General features: G+C 62.7%; 24 protein-coding genes. 12 read left to right on the forward strand and 12 right to left on the reverse strand.

Going from position 1 to position 20998, the window contains the following annotated elements; genetic code table 11:
• Nucleotides 1–38: 38 nt before the first annotated feature.
• A complete protein-coding gene (locus GA829_RS07450; protein ID WP_195177892.1) occupies nucleotides 39–623 on the reverse strand; it encodes a tetratricopeptide repeat protein in 585 nt (194 codons plus the stop codon).
• 111 nt (nucleotides 624–734) lie between these two features.
• On the reverse strand, nucleotides 735–860 hold the full coding sequence (gene ykgO / locus GA829_RS07455) for a type B 50S ribosomal protein L36 (RefSeq protein WP_047568381.1): 126 nt from the start codon (nucleotides 858–860) through the stop codon (nucleotides 735–737).
• A 241-nt stretch (nucleotides 861–1101) separates the two neighbouring features.
• On the opposite strand from ykgO, the gene GA829_RS07460 reads away from it, so the two are divergent.
• Nucleotides 1102–1509 (forward strand): lysozyme inhibitor LprI family protein, encoded by a 408-nt coding sequence (locus GA829_RS07460; protein ID WP_195177893.1) that lies wholly within the window; start codon nucleotides 1102–1104, stop codon nucleotides 1507–1509.
• A 15-nt stretch (nucleotides 1510–1524) separates the two neighbouring features.
• Here the strand turns inward: GA829_RS07460 and GA829_RS07465 are convergent, their stop codons facing one another.
• The 5 genes from GA829_RS07465 to GA829_RS07485 form a co-directional block, all read right to left on the reverse strand.
• A complete protein-coding gene (locus tag GA829_RS07465; RefSeq protein WP_195177894.1) occupies nucleotides 1525–2601 on the reverse strand; it encodes a 5-(carboxyamino)imidazole ribonucleotide synthase in 1077 nt (358 codons plus the stop codon).
• Entirely contained in the window at nucleotides 2598–3095 is a 498-nt protein-coding gene (gene purE, locus GA829_RS07470; protein WP_195177895.1) for a 5-(carboxyamino)imidazole ribonucleotide mutase, read from the reverse strand. Before purE ends, GA829_RS07465 begins: the two co-directional genes overlap by 4 nt.
• 95 nt (nucleotides 3096–3190) lie before the next feature.
• Nucleotides 3191–4111: an anti-sigma factor family protein gene (locus tag GA829_RS07475; RefSeq protein WP_195177896.1), complete on the reverse strand. Its 921-nt coding sequence runs from the start codon at nucleotides 4109–4111 to the stop codon at nucleotides 3191–3193.
• The gene (locus GA829_RS07480) at nucleotides 4108–4683 is read right to left on the reverse strand and encodes a sigma-70 family RNA polymerase sigma factor (protein ID WP_258052220.1); all 576 of its coding nucleotides are present in this window, start codon (nucleotides 4681–4683) and stop codon (nucleotides 4108–4110) included. Before GA829_RS07480 ends, GA829_RS07475 begins: the two co-directional genes overlap by 4 nt.
• Nucleotides 4684–5017: 334 nt before the next feature.
• The gene (locus GA829_RS07485; protein ID WP_195177897.1) at nucleotides 5018–5221 is read right to left on the reverse strand and encodes a YdcH family protein; all 204 of its coding nucleotides are present in this window, start codon (nucleotides 5219–5221) and stop codon (nucleotides 5018–5020) included.
• Between the two features lie 241 nt (nucleotides 5222–5462).
• Here GA829_RS07485 and GA829_RS07490 point away from each other — a divergent pair, with 241 nt between their 5' ends.
• The 5 genes from GA829_RS07490 (at nucleotide 5463) to GA829_RS07510 (ending at nucleotide 9442) form a co-directional block, all read left to right on the forward strand.
• Nucleotides 5463–5642 carry a YdcH family protein gene (locus GA829_RS07490; RefSeq protein ID WP_195177898.1) on the forward strand — a complete coding sequence of 60 codons (180 nt, stop codon included), beginning with the start codon at nucleotides 5463–5465 and terminating at the stop codon, nucleotides 5640–5642.
• A gap of 308 nt (nucleotides 5643–5950) precedes the next feature.
• The gene (ispG, locus tag GA829_RS07495) at nucleotides 5951–7201 is read left to right on the forward strand and encodes a flavodoxin-dependent (E)-4-hydroxy-3-methylbut-2-enyl-diphosphate synthase (RefSeq protein ID WP_195177899.1); all 1251 of its coding nucleotides are present in this window, start codon (nucleotides 5951–5953) and stop codon (nucleotides 7199–7201) included.
• Nucleotides 7202–7206: 5 nt separating this feature from the next.
• A complete protein-coding gene (locus GA829_RS07500) occupies nucleotides 7207–8061 on the forward strand; it encodes a lytic transglycosylase domain-containing protein (RefSeq protein ID WP_195177900.1) in 855 nt (284 codons plus the stop codon).
• Between the two features lie 21 nt (nucleotides 8062–8082).
• On the forward strand, nucleotides 8083–8634 hold the full coding sequence (locus tag GA829_RS07505; RefSeq protein WP_195177901.1) for a chloramphenicol phosphotransferase CPT family protein: 552 nt from the start codon (nucleotides 8083–8085) through the stop codon (nucleotides 8632–8634).
• Entirely contained in the window at nucleotides 8600–9442 is an 843-nt protein-coding gene (locus GA829_RS07510; RefSeq protein WP_258052224.1) for a Stf0 family sulfotransferase, read from the forward strand. The genes GA829_RS07505 and GA829_RS07510 overlap by 35 nt, the downstream gene beginning before the upstream one ends.
• A gap of 20 nt (nucleotides 9443–9462) precedes the next feature.
• Here the strand turns inward: GA829_RS07510 and GA829_RS07515 are convergent, their stop codons facing one another.
• Complete coding sequence (locus tag GA829_RS07515; RefSeq protein ID WP_195177902.1) at nucleotides 9463–11796, reverse strand: response regulator; 2334 nt, start codon at nucleotides 11794–11796, stop codon at nucleotides 9463–9465.
• Nucleotides 11797–11883: 87 nt separating this feature from the next.
• A complete protein-coding gene (locus GA829_RS07520) occupies nucleotides 11884–12483 on the reverse strand; it encodes a TetR/AcrR family transcriptional regulator (RefSeq protein WP_195177903.1) in 600 nt (199 codons plus the stop codon).
• 103 nt (nucleotides 12484–12586) lie between these two features.
• On the opposite strand from GA829_RS07520, the gene GA829_RS07525 reads away from it, so the two are divergent.
• Nucleotides 12587–13402 carry an oxidoreductase gene (locus GA829_RS07525; protein WP_195177904.1) on the forward strand — a complete coding sequence of 272 codons (816 nt, stop codon included), beginning with the start codon at nucleotides 12587–12589 and terminating at the stop codon, nucleotides 13400–13402.
• A 27-nt stretch (nucleotides 13403–13429) separates the two neighbouring features.
• Nucleotides 13430–14431: an NADP-dependent oxidoreductase gene (locus GA829_RS07530; RefSeq protein ID WP_195179563.1), complete on the forward strand. Its 1002-nt coding sequence runs from the start codon at nucleotides 13430–13432 to the stop codon at nucleotides 14429–14431.
• 467 nt (nucleotides 14432–14898) lie between these two features.
• Here GA829_RS07530 and GA829_RS07535 read toward each other — a convergent pair whose 3' ends face one another.
• From GA829_RS07535 to GA829_RS07545, 3 genes are all read right to left on the reverse strand, one after another.
• Entirely contained in the window at nucleotides 14899–16092 is a 1194-nt protein-coding gene (locus tag GA829_RS07535) for an IS91 family transposase (protein ID WP_195176218.1), read from the reverse strand.
• 3 nt (nucleotides 16093–16095) lie between these two features.
• Nucleotides 16096–17004: a tyrosine-type recombinase/integrase gene (locus GA829_RS07540; RefSeq protein ID WP_195176217.1), complete on the reverse strand. Its 909-nt coding sequence runs from the start codon at nucleotides 17002–17004 to the stop codon at nucleotides 16096–16098.
• A gap of 140 nt (nucleotides 17005–17144) precedes the next feature.
• Nucleotides 17145–18062 (reverse strand): polyprenyl synthetase family protein, encoded by a 918-nt coding sequence (locus GA829_RS07545; protein ID WP_195177905.1) that lies wholly within the window; start codon nucleotides 18060–18062, stop codon nucleotides 17145–17147.
• Between the two features lie 77 nt (nucleotides 18063–18139).
• Between GA829_RS07545 and GA829_RS07550 the strand changes: the two genes are divergently transcribed.
• The 4 genes from GA829_RS07550 (at nucleotide 18140) to GA829_RS07565 (ending at nucleotide 20979) form a co-directional block, all read left to right on the forward strand.
• Nucleotides 18140–18901, forward strand: a complete 762-nt coding sequence (locus GA829_RS07550) for a biosynthetic peptidoglycan transglycosylase (RefSeq protein WP_195177906.1) — start codon at nucleotides 18140–18142, stop codon at nucleotides 18899–18901.
• A gap of 142 nt (nucleotides 18902–19043) precedes the next feature.
• A complete protein-coding gene (gene rpmF / locus GA829_RS07555) occupies nucleotides 19044–19226 on the forward strand; it encodes a 50S ribosomal protein L32 (protein WP_008834724.1) in 183 nt (60 codons plus the stop codon).
• Between the two features lie 396 nt (nucleotides 19227–19622).
• Nucleotides 19623–20129: an Lrp/AsnC family transcriptional regulator gene (locus GA829_RS07560; protein WP_195177907.1), complete on the forward strand. Its 507-nt coding sequence runs from the start codon at nucleotides 19623–19625 to the stop codon at nucleotides 20127–20129.
• Nucleotides 20122–20979, forward strand: a complete 858-nt coding sequence (locus GA829_RS07565) for a transporter substrate-binding domain-containing protein (protein WP_195177908.1) — start codon at nucleotides 20122–20124, stop codon at nucleotides 20977–20979. The genes GA829_RS07560 and GA829_RS07565 overlap by 8 nt, the downstream gene beginning before the upstream one ends.
• Nucleotides 20980–20998: the final 19 nt, after the last annotated feature.

Here is a 20998-nt window from a genome sequence, read left to right on the forward strand (position 1 = left end):
CGCCCTACTGCCTTACTCCCTATTCCCGTACTCCCTAACTAGATGCCTTCGCCGGCGAGTTCTTCCGAAATCGTGGCGACCTGGTCCTGCGCGCTGCGCATCATCGGATAGATGACAAGCACCTTCTGCCAGGCCTCGAGCGCGGACTGCTTGCGGCCGGTCAGCGCCATGATCTGCGCCAGTCCGGACAAAGCGCCGAAATGACGCGGCTCGAGTTGCAGCGTGTGGTCGATATCGGACATCGACTTGCCGTAGTTCTTCATCATGAAATGCACGGTGGCGCGCCGGTTCCAGCCTTCAGCATAGGTCGGCTGCAAGGTGACTACCTGGTCGAGGAAATCGAGCGCGACGTCGAATTTCTGGCCTTCAATCGCCTTCTGCGACCATTGCATCATCAGATCGATCGACGCGCTGCCGGACTGGAACCATTCGCTCCAGATGTTGCCGGCAATGCGCTCGGCGGCCTTTTCGTTGCGCTCACGCTTGAGATCGGAAAAGAGCTGATCGAGACGAGCCTGTTTCGTCATCGCCACCGGCGGCGCGGCCGGGTCATCGGCCCTTGCCGGCAGGGACATGACGCCGGAGAACAAAAGGGCTGTAAGAAACGCAAAAAGAATCCGCATGACCGGACTTTAATCCCGGACAGCGGAACATCAAACTGAAATTAGCGTGACACGCCGGCAAGCCGGCGACAACATCAGGCAAATGGAGGCCAGAAGCCTCCAGCCGAAAACTCAGCCCTGGCGTGCCTTGTAGCGCGGGGCGGTCTTGTTGATGATGTAAACGCGGCCCTTGCGGCGAACCAACTGGTTGTCGCGGTGACGGCCCTTGAGCGCCTTGAGCGAATTCTTGATCTTCATGGTCTTGCCTGTCGGTATGGACCCGCTGCGGGTCGAAATTTTAAGGCGCGCCAGAAGACGCGCCCTTGAACTGTGCGTGGCTCATAAACGAGGAGCCTTGTCTATGTCAACCACGAGGGCGCTCCATAGCGCTTGTGGGCCGTCCATATCATCAAATATCCGCAATCTGCATCTCGCGGCATTGCGCGGCTGTAAGGCCGCTGGGATGATACAGTCGCCGTGAAGTGATTTGGAGACGATCATGCGCCGAATTTTCCTGTCCGCCTGCCTTGTCGTCATGGCTGGCGTCTCGGTTGTCCGAGCGCAGGAATGCGACCGCGGCGACGACAGCCAGCAAATGATGAACATCTGTGCCGGAGAGGATTACGCGGCGGCCGATGCCAGGCTCAACAGGGCCTATCAGGACCTTATCGGTGCGGACGATGCCGACGGCCGGAAATTGCTGCAGGCCGCGCAGCGGGCCTGGATTGCCTTTCGGGATGCCGAATGCGCCCATTCCTCCGCCGCCAGCGCCGGCGGCTCAATCCATTCGATGGAGGTCTCGCAGTGCCTGACCAGGCTGACCGATGATCGGGTCAAGCAACTTGCGGCCGCCGCCAATTGCCAGGAAGGCGACGCGAGTTGCGCCAGCTCCGACGACGAGCAATAGGCCGCGCCTCGGAGGTCAGGCGCGGCGGCTGATCCGGGTGAAATGGCCCATCTTGCGGCCGGGCCGTGCCTCCGCCTTGCCGTAGAGATGCAGCATCAGATCGGGCTCGCCAAGCAGCTCGGCAACGCGCGAGACATCGTCACCGATCAGGTTTTCCATCATGCAGTTGGAATGGCGGCTCGGGCTTCCCAGTGGCAGCCCGGCGATGGCGCGGATGTGCTGGTCAAACTGCGAGACGACACAGGCAGCCTCGGTCCAGTGGCCGGAGTTGTGAACGCGGGGCGCAATCTCATTGGCCAGCAGCGAACCATCGGCCAGCACGAAAAACTCGACGCCGATGACGCCGACGTAATCGAGGGCCGACAGGATTGTTTTGGCGGCTGCCTGCGCGGCGGCAGCGGTTTCAGCGGAGATCCCGGCCGGCACGGTGGAGCTGTGCAGGATGCCGTGGCGGTGGACATTTTCGGCCGGATCATAGGCGGCAACAGCGCCGTCTATGCCGCGCGCGGCGATCACCGAAATCTCGCGCTCGAAGGGTACGAAGGCTTCGAGGACCAATGGCACACTGCCCATGGCCTCGAAGGTGCCGGCAAATCCGCCTGCTTCCATGTTGCGGAAAACGCGCTGGCCCTTGCCGTCATAGCCCATGCGCCGCGTCTTCAGGACGCCGTTGCCAGCGAATGCCTTCAGCGCGGCGGTCAGGTCACTGTCATTGCCGACAGGGCGGAAATCCGCTGTTGGTATGCCAATGCTGTTGAGAAAGGTCTTCTCGGTGACCCGATCCTGCGCAACCTCGAGCGCGCGTGCAGGCGGATAGACAGGCGCCGTGCTGGCCAGTGCGTTGGCGGCCGCGACCGGCACGTTCTCGAACTCATAGGTGACCACGGCGCTGGCGGCTGTCAGTTCGGCATGTGCTGTCTGGTCGTCATAGGCGGCCGTTATCTGCCGGTTGGCGACTTGCGCCGCCGGACAGTCCGGCTGCGGTTCCAGCACCACGGTGCGATAGCCCAGTCGGGCGGCCGCGGCAGCCAGCATGCGGCCGAGCTGGCCTCCGCCAATGATGCCGATGGTCGATCCGGCGGGCAGGCTCACGGCGTATCCGTCGGCTCAATCGCGACCTTGGCGGTCTGCGCGGCGCGCCAGCCGTCCAGCCGTGCGGCAAGCCTGTCGTCGTGCAGCGCCAGCACCGCGGCGGCCAGGAGGGCTGCATTGGCGGCGCCGGCCTTGCCGATGGCCAAGGTGCCGACCGGAATGCCGGCCGGCATCTGAACGATGGAGAGCAGTGAATCCTGTCCCGAAAGAGCTTTCGATTCGACAGGCACGCCGAAGACCGGCAGAGGCGTCATCGCCGCCGTCATGCCAGGCAGATGGGCGGCACCGCCGGCGCCGGCGATGATCACCTTGTAGCCGGCAGCCTTGGCGCCCTTGGCGAAGTCGTAGAGCCGGTCGGGGGTACGATGGGCCGATATGATCAGCCGCTTGTGCGGAACGCCAAGCGCCTCAAGCGTTTCGGCGGCATGGCGCATCGTCGCCCAATCGGACTGGCTGCCCATGATGATGGCGACGTCGGCGCGTTGATCGTCCAAGTCCTTGCTCCCCGGCGACAAAGGCGCGCATTAGCGGAATTCGGGCGGGGCCGCAAGGATAGGGCGGCCACCGCTGTCGCTGGAGAGTATTCCTCTTACACCGCCGCCTTGCGGAAGCGGACGACAAAGTCGTCGAGTTCGGGCCGCTCCATGTCCGAGATTGCCCAGTAGGAGAAGGCGCCATCGCTCCACTGCACCAGCGAGAAGCCGCTCGACGAGAGATCGTCCGGGGCTGTGACACGGCCACCTTGCTGCGGTTCGGCGACCAGCGTGATCAGATGCTCGCGGTGTCGGTAGACCAAAGCCGGCACCGGCCGGCCGGCGATCACCTCTACCCGTCCGCCGATCAGCGCGTAGCCGTCCTTCGCAAGGTCCGGTGCGGGTGGTGACACGCCGATCCTGGCGTCCAGCCACGGCTTCACCGTGTGGCGATCGGACGAAACGATATCGATGGGGCTGGCGGCGAGCAGACTGCGGCGGTGGCCACTGGCGACTGCCGCGGCAAAGCCGTCATCCGCGCCGTTCAGCATCACCCATTGCGTCGCTCCGCTAGCCAGCAAGGCGCTGATCATGATCGACGCCGCCATGGCGCGCCAGTCGAACGAGCCGAAACGGCGCGCGCGTGCCAGCGAGGGCCGTGCCTGGGACGGACGTGCCTCCGCGTTTCTGCGCGTGCCTCCACCAATCCGTACGCCGCCAATCAATCCCGGCAGCGCCGACGATGCGCCCCGCTGCGGCTCAGCCGCGCCGTCTTCCTTCGGCTCTGCGCTTGCCGCCGCGCCGATGGCTGCGATGCGGGCACGAAAGGCCTCGCTGACGGGCGGTTGCGGCAGGCGGCTCACCGCTGACTGCAAGGCAGTGACACGGGCGTGCTCGGCGGCCAGGATCGGGTCGGCGGCGATGCGCCGCTCCACAGCCAGGGCCGCCGCAGCGTCGAGTTCGCCATCAACAAGGGCGTGGATCATCAACCTCATACCTTCGGCATCGTTGGGCAGTCCGTCGTCATGGATGGTCATGGCGCTCTCCCCAGTTCAGACATAAGCAGACCGCGAGCCCGGGCCAGCCGTGACATCACCGTGCCTATCGGCACGCCGAGCATGGCCGATATCTCGCGGTAGCTGAGACCATTGATGTCGCGCAACACCAGCGTCTCGCGAAACGGGTCCGGCAGCGCGGCTATCGCCGCTTCGAGTGCGGCCATATCGGCCTTGGCGATAAGGCTCGCTTCCGGGCCATCGTCGTCAGGCAGACTGGCGCCATGCGCCGCGGCCATCTCGTCGAGGTCGCCGAGGTCGCCGACCGCCATCATGGCGCGGGGCCGGTTGCGCGACATCCATGTGTAGGATGTGTTGCGCACGATGGTCAGCAGCCAGGCCCGGGCATTGCCGCCGGCATAGCCTGATATGCCGGCATGCGCCTTCACACAGGCCTCCTGGACCACGTCCTCCGCGTCGGCCGTGTTGCCGGTCAGCCAGCGTGCAAGTGCAAGGGCGTCGCCAAGATGGGGCAGCACCACTTCGCCGAAGCGCTCGGCCTGGGCCTTTTCGCTCAACACCGCACCATGATCCGATACTCCGGGCTGAATCATCCGCGCTCTATCATTGAGCGCGGGCGATCTGGCACCCCATGCGCGGGGCAAGCCCGCTAAATCAGGCAAAGCCGCCTGCTTTTGTGAAAGTGAATTCATAGGCGTCACCGGTGTCAAGCGCCCTGACGCGAAAGCAGGCGTTGCCGGTCACGCTTAGCTGCAGCCAACGGGCTGCGCCCAACAGGAAAGCCGCAACAAAGACGAGCCATTTCGATCTCCCGCGACACCAAAAGTGGCATCTGCAGAGAGGACCCGGAAAGGAGACGGTTTATTCCCTGCCAGCGAAAATTATTTCGCGCATGGCCGTGAGACGTGGCCGCGCAGCCACGTCAACTCAGGCAATGATATCGGGAATGATCTTGTCCTCCAGCGCCATCAGCCTGTCCTTCAGGAACAGCTTCTTCTTCTTCATGCGCTGGATTTGCAGTGGATCGCAGGCCATGGCGATCATCGCGTTGATCGCTGCGTCGAAATCGGCGTGTTCCTGCTTCAGGCGGGAAAATTCGAGGCGAACATCGGCCTGTTCTTGATCGGACATTCTTTACCGTCTGCACGTCTGCGATGCCCAGAAACGGGCCTTGTTGGGCGGGGCCGATCATCTTTTTCAACCGGCGCGCAGCCCATATCACATTTCACATTGTCGTGGAATGCTACCACACATCATTCGACATCGCTTCCAGTTGGTGGCACAGTGTCACCGTGCCGTCACAGAAGCGAGCCTGCGGTGGACGCGCCTATGGCGGCTGCAATCGAGGAATCCATGAAAGGGAGAACCAATCATGTCTCTTGCATCCCATCTTGATGAGTTGCAGCGGAAACACGGCGACATCGAACGTGAGCTCGATGACGCGATGAACCATCCATCGGTCGACGACCTCGAAATCGTGAATCTCAAGCGACGCAAGCTGGCACTCAAGGACGAGATTGAAAAGCTGAAGGCGAAACCGACAACGCATTGACGGTTACAATCTGACATAGCCGCTTTTTCTGATGGCGGCCTATTTGCCGGCGGCTAGCGCCGCCGGTGGTGGGGCTTTTGGTTTCTTGCGAAACCGAGTTCCAACGGATCTCCTTCCCACGGCAACAATCCCGGAAACCCGTATTTTCCGATCCTGGCGTCAGCCCGATTTGGGCCAGTGGCGACCTGTCGCCATTGACAAGCCATGTTTGCTCCTCCACCTCATGACCGGACTTCAGCGCATCGGCCGGAGCGTATTTTGCGCGCCCAAGCGGACGCATGGCGCTCCAGAGACAAAAGGCTGCCGGCATGACCGGATATTTTTCCTCTCCCTTCCCGCGCCGGACCTCGGTCGGCGTTGACGTCGGTGGCGTGGTCGTGGGCGGCGGTGCGCCCGTCGTCGTTCAGTCGATGACCAACACAGATACCGCCGACATCGACCAGACAGTTGCCCAGGTGGCGGCGCTGCATCGCGCCGGCTCCGAGATCGTGCGCATCACCGTCGACCGTGACGAGAGTGCCGCCGCCGTACCGCGCATCCACGAACGGCTGCTGCGGCTTGGTATCAATGTGCCGCTGGTCGGTGATTTCCACTATATCGGCCACAAGCTGCTGGCCGATCATCCGGCCTGCGCCGAGGCGCTGGCCAAATACCGCATCAATCCCGGCAATGTCGGCTTCAAGGACAAGAAGGACCGGCAATTCACCGACATCGTCGAGATGGCCATCAAGCACGACAAGCCGGTGCGTATCGGCGTCAACTGGGGGTCGCTCGACCAGGAACTCCTCACCCGGCTGATGGACGACAACCAGGCCAAGGGTTTTCCGCTGACCGCGCAGGAAGTGACGCGGGAGGCGATCGTGCAATCGGCCATCCTGTCGGCTGAAATGGCCGAAGAGATCGGGCTTGGCCGCGAAAAGATCATCCTGTCAGCCAAGGTCAGCGGCGTGCAGGACCTGATCGCGGTTTACGCCGAGCTTGCGACCCGCTCCAACCATGCACTGCATCTTGGCCTGACCGAGGCCGGCATGGGGTCCAAAGGCATCGTCGCGTCGTCCGCCGCCATGGGCATCCTGCTGCAGCAAGGCATTGGCGACACCATCCGCATCTCGCTGACGCCGGAGCCGAATGGCGACCGGACGCGCGAAGTTCAGGTGTCGCAGGAATTGCTGCAGACCATGGGTTTCCGGCAATTCGTGCCGATCGTCGCGGCCTGCCCCGGCTGCGGCCGCACCACATCAACCGTGTTCCAGGAACTCGCCCAGAACATCCAGGCGGACCTGCGCAAGAACATGCCGGTGTGGCGCGATAAATATCCCGGCGTCGAAAGCCTCAAGGTCGCGGTCATGGGCTGCATCGTCAACGGCCCAGGTGAATCCAAGCATGCCGACATCGGCATTTCGCTGCCCGGCACCGGTGAAACGCCGACGGCGCCGGTGTTCGTCGACGGCAAGAAAGCGGCGACGCTGCGCGGCCCATCGATCGCGGCGGATTTCGAGAAAATGGTCGCCGACTATATCGAGCAGCGGTTCGGTCGCGGCAAGGCCGCGGCGGAGTAGGCGCCATGCGGCGTTTCCCGAGGGCGACGCTGGTCCTGTTGGGCGCATTGGCATGGTCGACGGCCGTCCATGCCGACCCGCCACAATCCGCCGCCAAGAGATTGATCGACCGCGTCTGCAATCTGATCGAGGTGCATGCGGACCAGAATGGCCTGCCAAGGGATTTCTTCGCCCGGCTGATCTGGAAGGAAAGCCGTTTCGATCCCAACGCGGTCAGCCCGGTCGGCGCGGAAGGCATTGCCCAGTTCATGCCGGGCACCGCCAAGATGCGCGGCCTGGCCAATTCCTTTGACATCGACCAGGCGATCCCGGCCTCGGCGAAATATCTGGCCGAGATGAAAACCGGCTACGGCAATCTCGGCCTCGCCGCAGCGGCTTACAACGCGGGTGAAAACCGGGTCTCACGCTGGCTGAAATCGGGCGGGTTCCTGCCGATGGAGACCGAAAGCTACGTTTTCGACATCATGGGCGAGCCAGCCGACAAGTTCACCGACACAGGCTACGCGGGAACGGTGCAGCCGCTCGATACGAAGGCAAGTTTCGCGGTTGCCTGCCGCCGGCTGCCGGTCATCATGTCGCAAACCGTGGCCATGGCTTCGATCAACGTGAAGCCATGGGGCGTGCAGGTGGCGGGCAACTTCCGTCGCGGCGCCGCGATTAACCAGTGGCTCCGGGTGAGAAGCCGGTTCCCGGCGCTGCTCGGCAATCATGACCCGGTGGTCAGCCGGGTGCGCACGCCGATCGGCCGGCGCGGTATCTATGCGGTCAGGATCGGGGTCGACGCTCGCGCCGACGCCAACGTCATCTGCCAGAAACTGCAAAGTGTCGGCGGTGCCTGCGTGGTGGTGCGCAACCGCTAGATCTCGTGAGGGTGCGCTGACATGACCGCCAGGATCATTCTCCTCAACGGCGTCGGGAGTGCCGGCAAATCCTCGATCGCCAAGGCATTGCAGGCGATGGCTGTCGAGCCGTTCCTGCACGTCCAGATGGATGCATTCATTGAGATGCTGCCGGATGGCCTGCAGGATCATGCCGATGGTTTTTCCTATAAGACGGTCCAGCAGGACGGCAAGCCGGCGGTTGTCATCAAGGCGGGGCCGGTTGGGGAGCGAGCCTTGCAAGGCATGCGCCATGCCATCGCCGCCATGGCCGCGCAAGGCAACAACCTGATTGTCGACGATGTGCTCTGCAACGGCGAGATGCCGGAATATCGCAGGCTGCTTTCGGCCTTCGAACTCCATCTGGTTGGCGTCTTCGCGCCGCTGGAGGTGCTGGAGGCACGCGAAAGCCAAAGGCCCGACCGGCTGCCCGGACTGGCGCGCTGGCAGTATGAGCGCGTGCACAAGGGCGTCGACTACGATCTCGAAATCGACACCAGCAGCCTGACGCCGCTGGAGTGTGCCCGTCGCATCCAGCAGAAATTTCGGATATAGCGCGGCCACGATTTGGCCGGGCGATTCTTTCCCGGTGAGCGGCACGGGTAGCACTATGTTTGACGGGTACATTATCTGTGGCACCCCGAGAACCGGAAGCACCCTGCTGTGCAAGCTCCTGGCGTCGACAAGGACGGCAGGCGATCCTCACTCATTCTATCGGATGCAGGACGTATTGGAGTGGGCCGAGGTATGGCATCTGCCGAGCCGCGATACGATGAGCGAAGCTGAATTCGAGACGGCCTACCTCAACGCGGCAATCACGGCCGGGACCGCTGGAACGGGTGTCTTTGGGCTTCGCCTGATGCGGGAGAATCTCGGGGAGCTCTGCGCTATCCTCGATCGTATCTTTCCGCGGCTTCCATCGGACAAGGCACGGCTTGAAAAGGCATTCGGCAAGGTCCTCTTCATGCATCTTTCGCGCGAGGACAAGCTTGCCCAGGCCGTTTCCCTGATCAAGGCAGAGCAAACCGGTCTTTGGCATGTCGCTCCGGATGGCACCGAAATCGAAAGGGTGGGGCCCGCACAGGAACCCCGCTATGATTTCGAGCGGATCCGGCATGAACTCACCGAGCTTGAGAGCCATGACGCGGCCTGGAACGCCTGGTTCGAAGAACAATCCATAGACCCGCTTCGGATTGGCTATGAGCGCCTTTCAGCCAATCCCGCCGCGAGCCTGGTACGCCTCTGCGAGGCCCTTGGCGTTCAAGCGCCCAATGCGAATGACGTAAGACCTGGTGTCGCGAAGCTCGCCGACGAGACGAGCCTCGCCTGGATGCGCCGCTATCGTGCGGATGCCGCCATCTGAAGCGTCGGGCAGATCTGGTCCTACGCCGTCTTGGCCACCACCGTCTCGCTCAGCCAGGTGCCGATCTTGGTGCCCAGGCGATCAGGTGAAACCGGCTTCGGCAAATAGTCGTCCATGCCGGCTTCGATGCATTTGTCGCGGTCGCCCTTGAGCGCGTGCGCGGTGACGCCGATGATGGGGATGTGGCCGCCAGTCGAGTTTTCCATGTTTCTGATGGCCCGGGTCGCCTCATAGCCGTTCATCTCTGGCATGGAGACGTCCATCAGGATCAGCTTGGGGTGCAGCGATCTGTACATCTCGACAGCCGTGCGGCCGTTGCTGGCGATGCGGTAGCTCAATCCCAGCCCGTTGAGGATCTGACCGAACACCAGCTGGTTCACGTCATTGTCCTCGGCAATGAGGATGTCGATCGGGCCGTTCGAGCCAGCGACCGAGTCTGGCGCAGGCGCTGCCGTCATCGCCGGGCCTCGAATGACGGTGAATGCCGGCGGTGCGACCTGCGGCACTATCGGCTCGCGCACGAACTGCGCCTTGCCAACCTGGGCGCGGGCTCTCTGGATGACCGAAATGACCGTGCCGAGCAGGACCGCGGAACGGGCAGGCTTGGTCAGGTGCGCGGCAATGCCGAAATCGATGATCATCTTGCCGAAATCGACCTGGTCAACCGAGGTCAGCAGCACGACCGGAATGGTGGCCAGCCGGCTGTCGGCGGCGATCGCCTTGGCGACATCGGCGCCGTTCATGCCCGGCATCTGATAGTCGAGGATGATGCAGTCGACAGCCGCACCGAGTTGGAAGGCGCGGTCGAGGAACGCTAGCCCCACCGCGCCGCTTTCGGCGGCGGCACAGTCGAAGCTCCAGCTCCGCAACTGCTCGAGCAGGATTTCGCGGTTGACCGGATTGTCGTCGATGACCAGCACGCGCGCGCCGGTCACGTCGACCGGTATGATCTCGTCGCGCGCCTGGGCCTGGTGCGCGGGCAACGGTACGGCGAACCAGAAGACCGAGCCGCGGCCAATCTCGCTCTCGACGCCGATCTTGCCGCCCATCAGATCGACGAGGCGGGCCGCGATGGCAAGGCCAAGGCCGGTGCCTTCATGCCGACGGGTCGACGACCCGTCGACCTGGGCGAATTTCTCGAACACGTTCTGCAGCTTTTCAGCCGGAATGCCGATGCCGGTGTCTTCGACGCGAACCTTGAGCTGGACCACGTCGTTGACGATTTCGCCGCCGACATCGACCAGGACGTGGCCCTTCTCGGTAAATTTCACTGCGTTGCCGAGCAGGTTGGTGACGATCTGCCGGAACCGCCCGGCGTCGCCGACGACATAGGCAGGCAGACGCGGGTCGACACGGACGATGAGCTCGAGGTTCTTTTCGGCGACGCGGGCCGATACCAGCGTCGCCACGTCCTCGACCGCTTCGGAGAGGCGGAAGGGCGCGGGATCGAGCGTGAGCTGGCCAGCGTTGATCTTCGAGAAATCAAGGATGTCATTGATGATGGTGAGCAACGCGTTGCCGGATTTGACGATGACGTCGGTAAATGTCTTCTGGCGCGAGGTCAGGTCGGTCTTGGCCAGCAATTCGGCCATGCCGAGCACGCCGTTCATCGGCGTGCGGATTTCATGGCTCATATTGGCCAGGAATTCCGACTTGGCGCGGTCGGCGGCCTCGGCCTTGAACAGCGATTCCGCGGATTCGGCAAAGGCGCGGCGGATGGCCTGTTCCATTGGCCGGAAGATCCAGAAGGCGACGATGGCAAGCACCGCGAACAGCAGGCCGCTTGCCCAGAGCAACAATTTGTCGCTGGCGGTATCGGCCACGTGCCGCTCGTTGTCGAGGGCGGTGCGCACGCGCACCAGCATGGGCTGGGCAAACAGGTCGTTCTGGTTGCGGATCTCGCGATAGCTCCATTCGTCGACCTTCTGCGCAACCGACATGAGGTTGAAGTTGCGCACCATGTCACGCGGCGACCAGAACAGGTCGCCGTTTACGGAGGCCGCCTCGATCTCGTTGAGAGCGCTCCGCGACAGGCGCGGCTTTATCGCTTCGATCTGGGCGGTAAGCGTTGCGATCTCGCCGGTCAGGCGCTCGGAGTGGCCGCGCGCGGAAGCAACGAGCGCATCGCGTGTTTCCGTTCGCCAGGCGGTTCCGGTGGTTTCGGCAAAGCTGGTCGCATTGCGCAGATCGCGAGTGAAGATGACAAGGTTGCTGCTCAGGGCATCAATGCTATGCCGGTAGGAGTTGACACGATCGAGCGCGAACATGATGGCGGCGGAGGCCATCGCGAAAATCAACAACCCTGAGAGATAACGGATCCGGACAGACCGGATGAACGAAGAATATTCCGGCATGCGCAACCCCAAAACACATACGCATCATTTTAATGGTCGGGATTACGCTTCATTTACATTAAAATTTCGTTCGTGGGCCGACGCAAATCATGACAGGCTGCTGTGGGATGCGTTCTCGTCGTCAGATGGCTGGATGAGCCTGCGCGCCGTATCTGCTCCAGCCGCAAGGATGCGATCCGACAATTCCGTCCCTTCAACCGCGCGGGCCAGTTGAAGCGCGCCGATGAGGGTCGCAAAGACACCCAGCGCTACACCTTCCGGATCCCTGGTCCGCGGAAGCACCGCAGACAACTGGCGCACCAAAACCAGCAAGCGTTCGGTATAGACTTCGCGCGTTTCCAGTGGCTGACGCGCGAGCTCCGGCAGCAGTGCGGCAGACGCGCAGCCCGCTCCCGGATTGTCCCGGTGCTCAGCCGATAGATACGCTGCTATTCCCATCTCCGGACCACCGGCAGCCAACACTTCCTGCAGTTGCTGAGACTGAATCTCCATGGCCGCGACCACGCTTTCACGCACAAGCTCCGCCTTGGATCGAAAGTGCGGATAGAAGGCGCCGTTCGTCAGCCCGGCGTCGCCCATGATGGTTGCCAGTCCGGATGCGGCTATTCCGTCACCCCGAAAACGCTGGGCGGCGACCTCCACGATCCGATCGCGAGACGCGTCCTTTCGGCCCTTTTCGTAACGCATGCCTGCGTTTCCTTCCTGCCATTGCATTATTATCATAATGTGGTATTATAATCGTAATTCAATTGACGGTAAAAAGCTAGCCCTTACGGCTTTGGAGTATCAAATGACTGCGTTTTCGGGAAGAACCGCGATCGTGACTGGAGCCTCCTCGGGCATTGGCCGCGCCAGCGCCGTGGCCCTTGCGCGGGCAGGATATACCGTCTTCGGGACAAGTCGCGGCAAGGCTGGCAACGGCCCGACGCAGGTGTCCATGCTGACGTGCGACGTAACCGATGGCGACTCGGTCAGCGCCCTCGTTTCAAAGGTGCTGGCGCAGACCGGCCGAATCGACCTGCTGGTCAACAATGCCGGCGTCGGCCTGCTTGGCGGCGCCGAGGAATCCTCGGTCGCCCAGGTGCAGGCCTTGTTCGACGTCAATCTGTTCGGCGTCATGCGCATGACGAAAGCAGTGTTGCCATCGATGCGGCGGCGCGGCGAAGGGCGCATTGTCAATATCGGCTCGATCCTGGGATTGGTACCCGCGCCGTATTCGGCGCATTACTCCGCGGTCAAGCACGCGCTCGAAGGTTATTCGGAGTCTCTCGATCATGAGATTCGTGCCTTCAACATTCGCGTCTCGGTCATCGAGCCGGCATTCGTCCGCACTGTCTTCGACCAGAATGGGATCGAGCCGGATTCCGTGTTGAAGGAATACGATCAGGCTCGAGCCGGGTTCAAGGCGCTGCTTGCCGATGTGATGCCCAAAGCCGATCGGCCGGAAGTGGTGGCGGATGCGGTCGTCAAGGCAGCGACCGATGCCCGTCCGCGACGGCGCTATACCGTCGGCAAGGCAGCGCGCCAGATCAGCCTGCTTCGCCGCTTCGCACCCGCCGGGATGTTCGACAAGACCTTGCGCAAGCAGTTCCGCCTACCTGCCTGAGCAAGCGATTTTGAGAAAGTGAACATGATGAAAGCCTTTGTCGTCGATAAATATCAGAAGAAGGGCGCTCTGCGGCTTGCCGAAATGCCCGAGCCGGATCTGCTGGACAACGATGTTCTGGTCGAGATCCACGCCGCCGGCCTGAACCTTCTGGATTCCAAGGTCCGGAGCGGGGAGTTCAAACCTATTCTGCCGTATCGTCCGACCTTCATCCTCGGCCACGACGTGGCGGGGATCGTCGTGCGGGTCGGATCGAAAGTCCGCAAATTCAAACCAGGCGACGAGGTCTATGCGCGGCCCCGCGACGGCCGGATCGGGACGTTCGCCGAATTCATCGCCATGGATGAAGCCGATGTGGCCTTGAAGCCCAAAAACCTCAGCATGGAAGAAGCGGCCTCCATCCCCCTTGTCGGTCTGACCGCCTGGCAGGTGCTGGTCGAAAAAGCCAATCTCAGGAAAGGCCAGAAAGTCTTCATTCAAGCCGGCTCCGGCGGTGTGGGAACCTTCGCCATCCAACTTGCGAAGCATCTTGGCGCGACGGTTGCTACGACCGCGAGCGGGGCGAGCACCGATCTGGTCAAAAGTCTCGGCGCCGATATCGTCATCGACTACAAGAAGGATGACTTCGAGAAAGTCTTGCAGGGTTACGACGTCGTTCTGAACAGCCAGGACGCCAAGACGCTTGAAAAGTCCCTGCATGTGCTGAAGCCGGGCGGCAAGCTCATCTCCATTTCCGGCCCGCCGGATCCAGAATTCGCCAGGAAACAAGGTCTGAACGTAGTGCTGAAGCTGGTCCTGCGCCTGCTGAGCCGCAGCATACGCCGCGAGGCCAAACGCGCTGGTGTCGATTATTCCTTCCTGTTCATGTGGGCGCAAGGTGAGCAACTGAGCAAGATAACGTCGCTGATCGAATCCGGCATCATACGCCCCGTGATGGACCGTACTTTTCCATTCGAACAGACCAACGAGGCATTGGCTTACGTCGAGACAGGGCGTGCCAAAGGGAAGGTCGTCATCAAGGTCAGATAGCGCGCCCCTCCTGTGTGTCGCCGGCAGCACGTCACGAAGCGGACGCGGCGACCTTGGTGCGTCCAACTCGGCGTCCCAGCTGCGCTCCTGGAGGGCACGAGGTCCGACCCTGCCCACAGATCAGGGCCGACGTTCCGCCCTCCGACCGAAAGCCGTCCTTCCGCTTCCGTGAAGAGTTTCGGGCGCCGGCAGGCGTACGAAAGTCCCCGAGGAAGGAACCCGCGGGCCACAAGTCGATGGCTATGGGGATTTCGATTTGCGGCTGATGTCGGCGATGGCGCGATCGTCGCCGGGAAGCGCCGCGATTGATACGGACAGGCCGCTTTGGTGCGCTTCCGCGCGATGTTGCGGGCTCGGCGCTGGTCCGGACGCGCGCCTTTCGGCGTCAGTAGTCACCATGGGCACGCGTGGATCCGTTGCCGGAGGGGACGCGCCTGCGGCTGAAGGCTCTACCATGCCATGCCGGATCATGGGCCGTTCTCCCGGTTCGATGCCGTTGCGTGCGGCGGTCCGCGGGGCTGCCGCCAGCGTTCGAACACCTCAACGACGATCATGCGTCCGCGACAGCGTGGGCATGGCGGGCGGAAGTCGTCCGGTTCGTCTGATGTGTCGTCATCGGGCTGCGCGGCGACGTCCAGGAGTTCGCGGGCGAGCGCGAGGCTGGCCCTGCGGGCGGAGCCAGCGAGTAAGCCGCAATGCCGGATGCGATGGAAGCCACGCGGCAGGACATGGAGCAGGAAGCGGCGGATGAACTCGTCGGTGGCGAGCGCCATGACCTGCTGGCGACCGGCGCCGTCGCGGCGGTAGTCCTTGTAACGGAAGGTGACGCCGCTCTCGTCGAGGTGGATGAGGCGGCTGTTCGAGATCGCGACCCGGTGCGTGTAGCGCGACAGGTAGGCGAGCACCGCTTCCGGACCGGCGAAGGGCGCCTTGGCGTAGACCACCCAGCGCTTCTTCTGGACCGGCGACAGGTGGCGTAGGAATGCCCGCCGTTCCGCGAGATGAGCAATTGCGCCGAAGAAGGCGAGCCGGCCAGCGTCGTGCAGCGCGACCAGCCGGGTCAGGAATAGGCGGCGGAACAGCTTGCCGAGCACGCGCACCGGCAGAAGGAAGGCCGGCCGCGATGATATCCAGCGTGCCCCGTCCGGTGCGATGCCGCCGCCCGGCACGATCATGTGCACATGCGGATGATGCGTCATCGCTGAGCCCCATGTGTGGAGGACGGCGGTGATGCCGATGCGTGCGCCGAGATGCTTCGGATCGGCGGCGATCGTCAGCATCGTCTCCGACGCCGCCTTGAACAGCAGGTCGTAGACCGCCGACTTGTTCTGGAATGCGATGTCGGCGACCTCGGCGGGCAGCGTGAACACGACGTGGAAGTAGCCGACCGGCAGCAGGTCGGCTTCCCGCTCTGCAAGCCATGTCCGCGCGGCCGCACCCTGGCACTTCGGGCAGTGCCGGTTGCGGCAGGAGTTGTAGGCGATCCGCCATTGGCCACAGTCCTCGCAAGCCTCGACATGACCGCCAAGGGCTGCGGTGCGGCAGTGCTCGATTGCCGACATGACCTTCAGTTGCTGCAGGCTCAGATGGCCGGCATGGGCGACCCGATAGGCGAGCCCGGCAGCACGGAAGATGTCGGCGACCTCGATCGAGGCGCGCATGGCTCAGCCGTCGGGTGAGATCTCTTCCGGCTTGAACAGGCCGAGCTTGTCGAGCGGGCTCGTCACGGCACGCACCGTGCGGGTCGCGACCTTGGCGTAGAGAGCGGTGGTGTTCAGCTTGGCGTGCCCGAGCAGAACCTGGATGATCCGGATATCGGTGCCGTCCTCCAGCAGGTGGGTCGCGAAGCTGTGACGCAGCGTGTGCGGCCCGACCCGCTTGGCGATGTCGGCGGCCTGCGCTGCCTCGACGACGATGCGATAGAGCTGTCGCGTGCTGATCGGCTTCATCGCGTGCTGCCCAGGGAACAGCCAGCCGTCGCGATGCATCACGCCCTGCTGCCGCCCAACCTTCCACCACTGACGCAGCAGAGTGAGTAGATCGGCAGAGAGCATGGCATTGCGATACCGCCCGCCCTTGCCGCGCTCGACGCGCAGCAGCATGCGCTCGCTGTCGACGTCGGCGACCTTCAGCATCGACACCTCCGCGACGCGCAAGCCCGCACCATAGGCGACCGACAATGCGGCCTGGTGCTTGAGACACGTGGTGGCGTTGAGCAGCCGGGCCACCTCGTCGCGGCTGAGCACCACGGGCAGGTTGCGCGGATGCGACAGCCGGACGAGCCGGCGCGCCAGGTCCGGGCGGTCGAGCGTTTGGGTGAAGAAGAAGCGCAGCGCCGACACGATGCTGTTCATCGTCGGCACGGGAACGCCGTCTTCCTGCTGCTCGATCTGGAACCGACGTAGGTCGTCGGCTGTCGCCGTGTTTGGCGAACGCCCAAGGAATGTCGCCAGGCGTCCGATATCGCGGAGATAGTTGCGCTGCGTCTCGCGTGAGAAACGCCGCATGTTCATGTCGTCGATCAGCCGCTGGCGCAGCGGGCTGATGGGTGCATCGAGAAGGGGATGGGGCATGGTCGGGCTCCTTGTTGAAGAAGCCCGTCATCTTCTGCCGTTGCTGGACGACGCTCAACGCGAGCGCGACGGCCGGCCCATCACCCCTACCTCAACCGCAGGCGCCCTCCCGCGCAGCGGGTTCGTTCTCCGTCACAATCTCAGTTGTTGCGGGTCGCCACGAATTTTGCTGCTTCCTTGAGAAGCACTGCGCGGTCATCATAGGGCTCAAGCAGCGTGTGGGCCAGGTCAACGAGGCCATGAAGCTGGCCTCGCGCCCAATTGGCGCCATGCAGCGCCACCAGCGTCGCCTTGCCTGCGGCCTCATCCTTGCCGGTCGCCTTGCCCATCTGCTTGGCGTCCGCTGTCAGGTCGAGCAGGTCATCGGCAAGCTGGAAGGCAAGGCCGATCGCCGAGCCGAACTCGGCCAGCCTTTCGCGGTCGTCCGGCGCGGCGCCGGCGATGATCGCGCCGGCCTCGCAAGCGAAACGGATCAGGGCGCCGGTCTTCATGGCCTGGAGCCGGATGATGCCGGCTTCGTCCGGCTGGTCCCGCTCGGCGGCAAGGTCGAACATCTGGCCGCCGACCATGCCGCCGGTACCAGCGGCGCGGGCCAGCGCCAGCACCAGGGCTGCCCTGCGTTCGGCGGGCAGTGCGGTCGCCTCGTCGGCGATGATGTCAAAGGCCAAGGTGAGCAGAGCATCGCCGGCAAGGATGGCGGTCGCTTCGTCGAAGGCCTTGTGCACGGTCGGCAAGCCACGGCGCAGATCGTCGTCATCCATGGCCGGCAGATCGTCATGGATCAGCGAATAGCAGTGGACGCATTCCAGCGCGGCCGCCACGCGCAACGCCGCCTCGCCATCGGCCGAAAACAAGGCCGCACTTTCCATGACGAGGAAGGGACGCAGGCGCTTGCCGCCATTGAGGACACCATGGCGGATCGCGGCCATCAGACGGTCGGGCCGCGCGATCTCGCCGGAAAGCACACGCCCATCGAGCAATTGCCGCAGCAGCGCCTCGACGGCCTCCGCGCGCATGCCAAGTGCCATTTCGAACGCCATTTCGTCGCCATTCGTCATGGCCGCGAGCGGTAGCCGACACTCAGACGTTGCGCAAGAAGCCAAGCGCCATTATGCCGGGGGAGGAGAAGCACGGGTTGGGCGGCTTGGCGGAACCGATCGTCGATCATGAAATCGAAAAGCAGGACATGGCGGCGAGATCGAGGGGCGTGAACCGCCGCGGTCTCAGGCGCTGGGTCCGGCGCGGCTTTGTCGTGGCCGCTGTGCTGGCACTGATTCCGACTGTTCTGACGTTCCTCTACCTGCCCTCATTCGTGCATCCGGTCTCGACGCTGATGCTGAAGGATCTGGCGACATTTTCCGGCTACGACCGGCGCTGGGTGTCGATCGACGATGTGTCGCCGGTGCTGGCGCATTCCGTGATCATGTCCGAGGACGGGCAGTTCTGCTTCCATCGAGGTGTGGATCTTGGCGAGCTAAGGGGGGTCGTCGACGATGCGCTGGCCGGCGAAGCGACCCGAGGCGCCTCCACCATCACCATGCAGACGGTGAAGAACCTCTACCTCTGGTCGCGCCCGCTGGGCTCGGTGCGCAAAATCGTCGAATTGCCGCTGGCCGTCTATTTCGACGCGGTGATGTCGAAACGGCGCATCATGGAAATCTATCTCAACATCGCCGAATGGGGTCCAGGCATCTATGGCATCGAGGCCGCCGCGCAGCATCATTTCGGTGTTTCGGCAAAACAGCTGACAAGACGCCAGGCGGCGTTGTTGGCCGTCAGCCTGCCAAACCCGATCGCCCGCAATCCGGCCAAGCCGGGGCCTGGCCTGAAACGGCTGGCCAACCTTATCGAGCGGCGGGCAGGAAGATCCGGCGCTTATGTCGGCTGTCTCGACTAGCGCCGGCAAAAAAAATCACGGCGGCGCTGGCCAAAACGGCGTCAGGCGTGTATAGGCACCCGACTTTCTCAGATTCCGGCCCCTGAAACGGCCCTTTCACGAGGGCAGGCGGGGCTTTTTGACCATGTAGTGGAGCATTTCCATGGCCGTTCCGAAACGAAAAACCTCTCCGTCCAAGCGCGGCATGCGCCGCTCGGCCGACGCTCTCAAGGCCCCGACCTATGTCGAGGACAAGAATTCCGGCGAAATGCGCCGCCCGCACCATATCGATCTGAAGACCGGTATGTACCGCGGCCGTCAGGTGCTGACGCCCAAGGAAAGCTGAGACCAGCTTTTCCAATCTTTGAGCTATCGAAAAGACCGGCCAGTGGCCGGTCTTTTTGTTTTTTACATAACTGGTTTCCGGTCTTTTGACGAAACCAGTGCCCGCGGGTGTGATGCCGAGGGCCTGAACCCTACCCCTTGATCTGTTTCGATACGAAGCACTCCCTCGCAAATCTTGAGCGAAGGGCGTTTTCGCGCGCTGGCAAGAAATATGCTCGCCGAGTTCGTGCCTGTCGGCACCAAGCCTTCCCAAAAATCATGACTGCACCGGTTGGCCGCTTTCCGCTTGCATCGCCCCAAGTGAAGATCGTTTTTCGACGTGATGGGGATTGTGTTTGTAGGTTTCCTATGCAATTTTTAATTTTGTAGTCGTAAATCGACACAGATAGGGGGTTGTATGTGGGATTTCGTCAGCACGAGTGATCTCGACGATACCGAGCAGGCCGTGCTCTCCCAACTCAAGGTCGACGGGCGGATGTCGAGTGTCGACATCGCCAAGCGTATCGGAGTGACGGAAGCGACGGTGCGGCGGAAAATGGCGCGCGTCCTTGAAGATCCGGATATCTGCATCCAGGCCGTCGTGCGCCCTTTGCGCAGCGACGTCGGCATTGCCGCAATTGTCGGGTTCGACGTCGACCGCGAGCACATCATCAGCGTTGCCAGAAAGCTGTCGGAATATTCGTTCGTCGACAGCGTCTACGCGATGACGGGTCCGTTCGACATCATCATCCAGCTGACCCTGCCGTCGACAACCAGTCTGCACGACTTCCTGGTCAGTGAACTCTCCAACGTTCCCGGGATCAAGGATTCCGAGAGCTACATGATCGGCCGCGTGTTCAAGCACAGTGGCCGGGCCTACCAGCGCAGCAAAACCGAAGAAAAAAAAGAGGGTAACAATGGGTGAGTTCTTTTCCGCATCGCGTCGCCGTGTCCTGTCCCTGCTGGCCGCCGCGCCGCTTCTCCTGTCATTCGCATCCACATCTCATGCCGATGGCCTGATCGAACAGATCAAGCAGCGCGGCACCATCGTGGTCGGCACCGAAGCGGCCTTCGAGCCGTTCGAATTCGTGCGAGACGGTCAGATCGTCGGCTACAACAAGGATATTCTCGACTATGTCGTCAGCCAGCTCGGCGTGAAACTGGACCAGTTGAACCTCCCTTTCCAGGGGTTGCTGCCAGGCCTGCTGGCCAAGAAGTTCGACGTCATGGCGACGTCCACGGGCATCAATGCCGAGCGGGCCGCGAAATACGCCTATACGCGGCCGACCGGATCCTTCGAGAACGTGATTGTCGTGCGCGCCGATGAAGAGCGCATCAAGAAGCCGGAGGACATCAACGGCATGGTGGTGGCAACGCAGCTTGCCTCTTCCGTGCAGCCGATCATCGAGGCCTATGACAAGGAGCTCAAGGAGAAGGGCGGCAAGGGGGTCGGCGAACTGAAGCTGTTCACCTCTTTCCCTGAAACCCATGTCGCCCTGGCCTCCGGGCAGGTCGATGCCATCGTCATCGCCTCGCCTTCGGCGGCCGTGCTGATGAAGAACGTCCCTGATACCTACAAGGTCGTCGGATCGATCGGCGAATTCTCCTATCTGTCTTGGGTCGTGCGGCCGGAGGACAAGGATCTGCGTGAATTCATCAATGCCAAGATCGGCGAGATGAAGGACAGCGGCAAGTTGAAGGAACTGCAGCTGAAGTGGTTCGGTTTCGAGATGAAGACGCCGGCTGACGGATATCTGCCGGCGGGCGCACTCTAGCAGCGGTCCCCTTTGGTTC

It is taken from the genome of Mesorhizobium sp. INR15 (genome assembly GCF_015500075.1).
Taxonomy (GTDB): Bacteria; Pseudomonadota; Alphaproteobacteria; order Rhizobiales; family Rhizobiaceae; genus Mesorhizobium.

What these genes read in the sequence shown, in the direction of transcription:
- GA829_RS07450 (WP_195177892.1), bottom strand. Translation starts at nt 623, where the DNA reads ATGCGGATTCTTTTTGCGTTTCTTACAGCCCTTTTGTTCTCCGGCGTC.
- ykgO (WP_047568381.1), bottom strand. Translation starts at nt 860, where the DNA reads ATGAAGATCAAGAATTCGCTCAAGGCGCTCAAGGGCCGTCACCGCGAC.
- GA829_RS07460 (WP_195177893.1), top strand. Translation starts at nt 1,102, where the DNA reads ATGCGCCGAATTTTCCTGTCCGCCTGCCTTGTCGTCATGGCTGGCGTC.
- GA829_RS07475 (WP_195177896.1), bottom strand. Translation starts at nt 4,111, where the DNA reads ATGACCATCCATGACGACGGACTGCCCAACGATGCCGAAGGTATGAGG.
- GA829_RS07480 (WP_258052220.1), bottom strand. Translation starts at nt 4,683, where the DNA reads ATGATTCAGCCCGGAGTATCGGATCATGGTGCGGTGTTGAGCGAAAAG.
- GA829_RS07485 (WP_195177897.1), bottom strand. Translation starts at nt 5,221, where the DNA reads ATGTCCGATCAAGAACAGGCCGATGTTCGCCTCGAATTTTCCCGCCTG.
- GA829_RS07490 (WP_195177898.1), top strand. Translation starts at nt 5,463, where the DNA reads ATGTCTCTTGCATCCCATCTTGATGAGTTGCAGCGGAAACACGGCGAC.
- ispG (WP_195177899.1), top strand. Translation starts at nt 5,951, where the DNA reads ATGACCGGATATTTTTCCTCTCCCTTCCCGCGCCGGACCTCGGTCGGC.
- GA829_RS07500 (WP_195177900.1), top strand. Translation starts at nt 7,207, where the DNA reads ATGCGGCGTTTCCCGAGGGCGACGCTGGTCCTGTTGGGCGCATTGGCA.
- GA829_RS07505 (WP_195177901.1), top strand. Translation starts at nt 8,083, where the DNA reads ATGACCGCCAGGATCATTCTCCTCAACGGCGTCGGGAGTGCCGGCAAA.
- GA829_RS07515 (WP_195177902.1), bottom strand. Translation starts at nt 11,796, where the DNA reads ATGCCGGAATATTCTTCGTTCATCCGGTCTGTCCGGATCCGTTATCTC.
- GA829_RS07520 (WP_195177903.1), bottom strand. Translation starts at nt 12,483, where the DNA reads ATGCGTTACGAAAAGGGCCGAAAGGACGCGTCTCGCGATCGGATCGTG.
- GA829_RS07525 (WP_195177904.1), top strand. Translation starts at nt 12,587, where the DNA reads ATGACTGCGTTTTCGGGAAGAACCGCGATCGTGACTGGAGCCTCCTCG.
- GA829_RS07530 (WP_195179563.1), top strand. Translation starts at nt 13,430, where the DNA reads ATGAAAGCCTTTGTCGTCGATAAATATCAGAAGAAGGGCGCTCTGCGG.
- GA829_RS07535 (WP_195176218.1), bottom strand. Translation starts at nt 16,092, where the DNA reads ATGCGCGCCTCGATCGAGGTCGCCGACATCTTCCGTGCTGCCGGGCTC.
- GA829_RS07540 (WP_195176217.1), bottom strand. Translation starts at nt 17,004, where the DNA reads ATGCCCCATCCCCTTCTCGATGCACCCATCAGCCCGCTGCGCCAGCGG.
- GA829_RS07545 (WP_195177905.1), bottom strand. Translation starts at nt 18,062, where the DNA reads ATGACGAATGGCGACGAAATGGCGTTCGAAATGGCACTTGGCATGCGC.
- rpmF (WP_008834724.1), top strand. Translation starts at nt 19,044, where the DNA reads ATGGCCGTTCCGAAACGAAAAACCTCTCCGTCCAAGCGCGGCATGCGC.
- GA829_RS07560 (WP_195177907.1), top strand. Translation starts at nt 19,623, where the DNA reads ATGTGGGATTTCGTCAGCACGAGTGATCTCGACGATACCGAGCAGGCC.
- GA829_RS07565 (WP_195177908.1), top strand. Translation starts at nt 20,122, where the DNA reads ATGGGTGAGTTCTTTTCCGCATCGCGTCGCCGTGTCCTGTCCCTGCTG.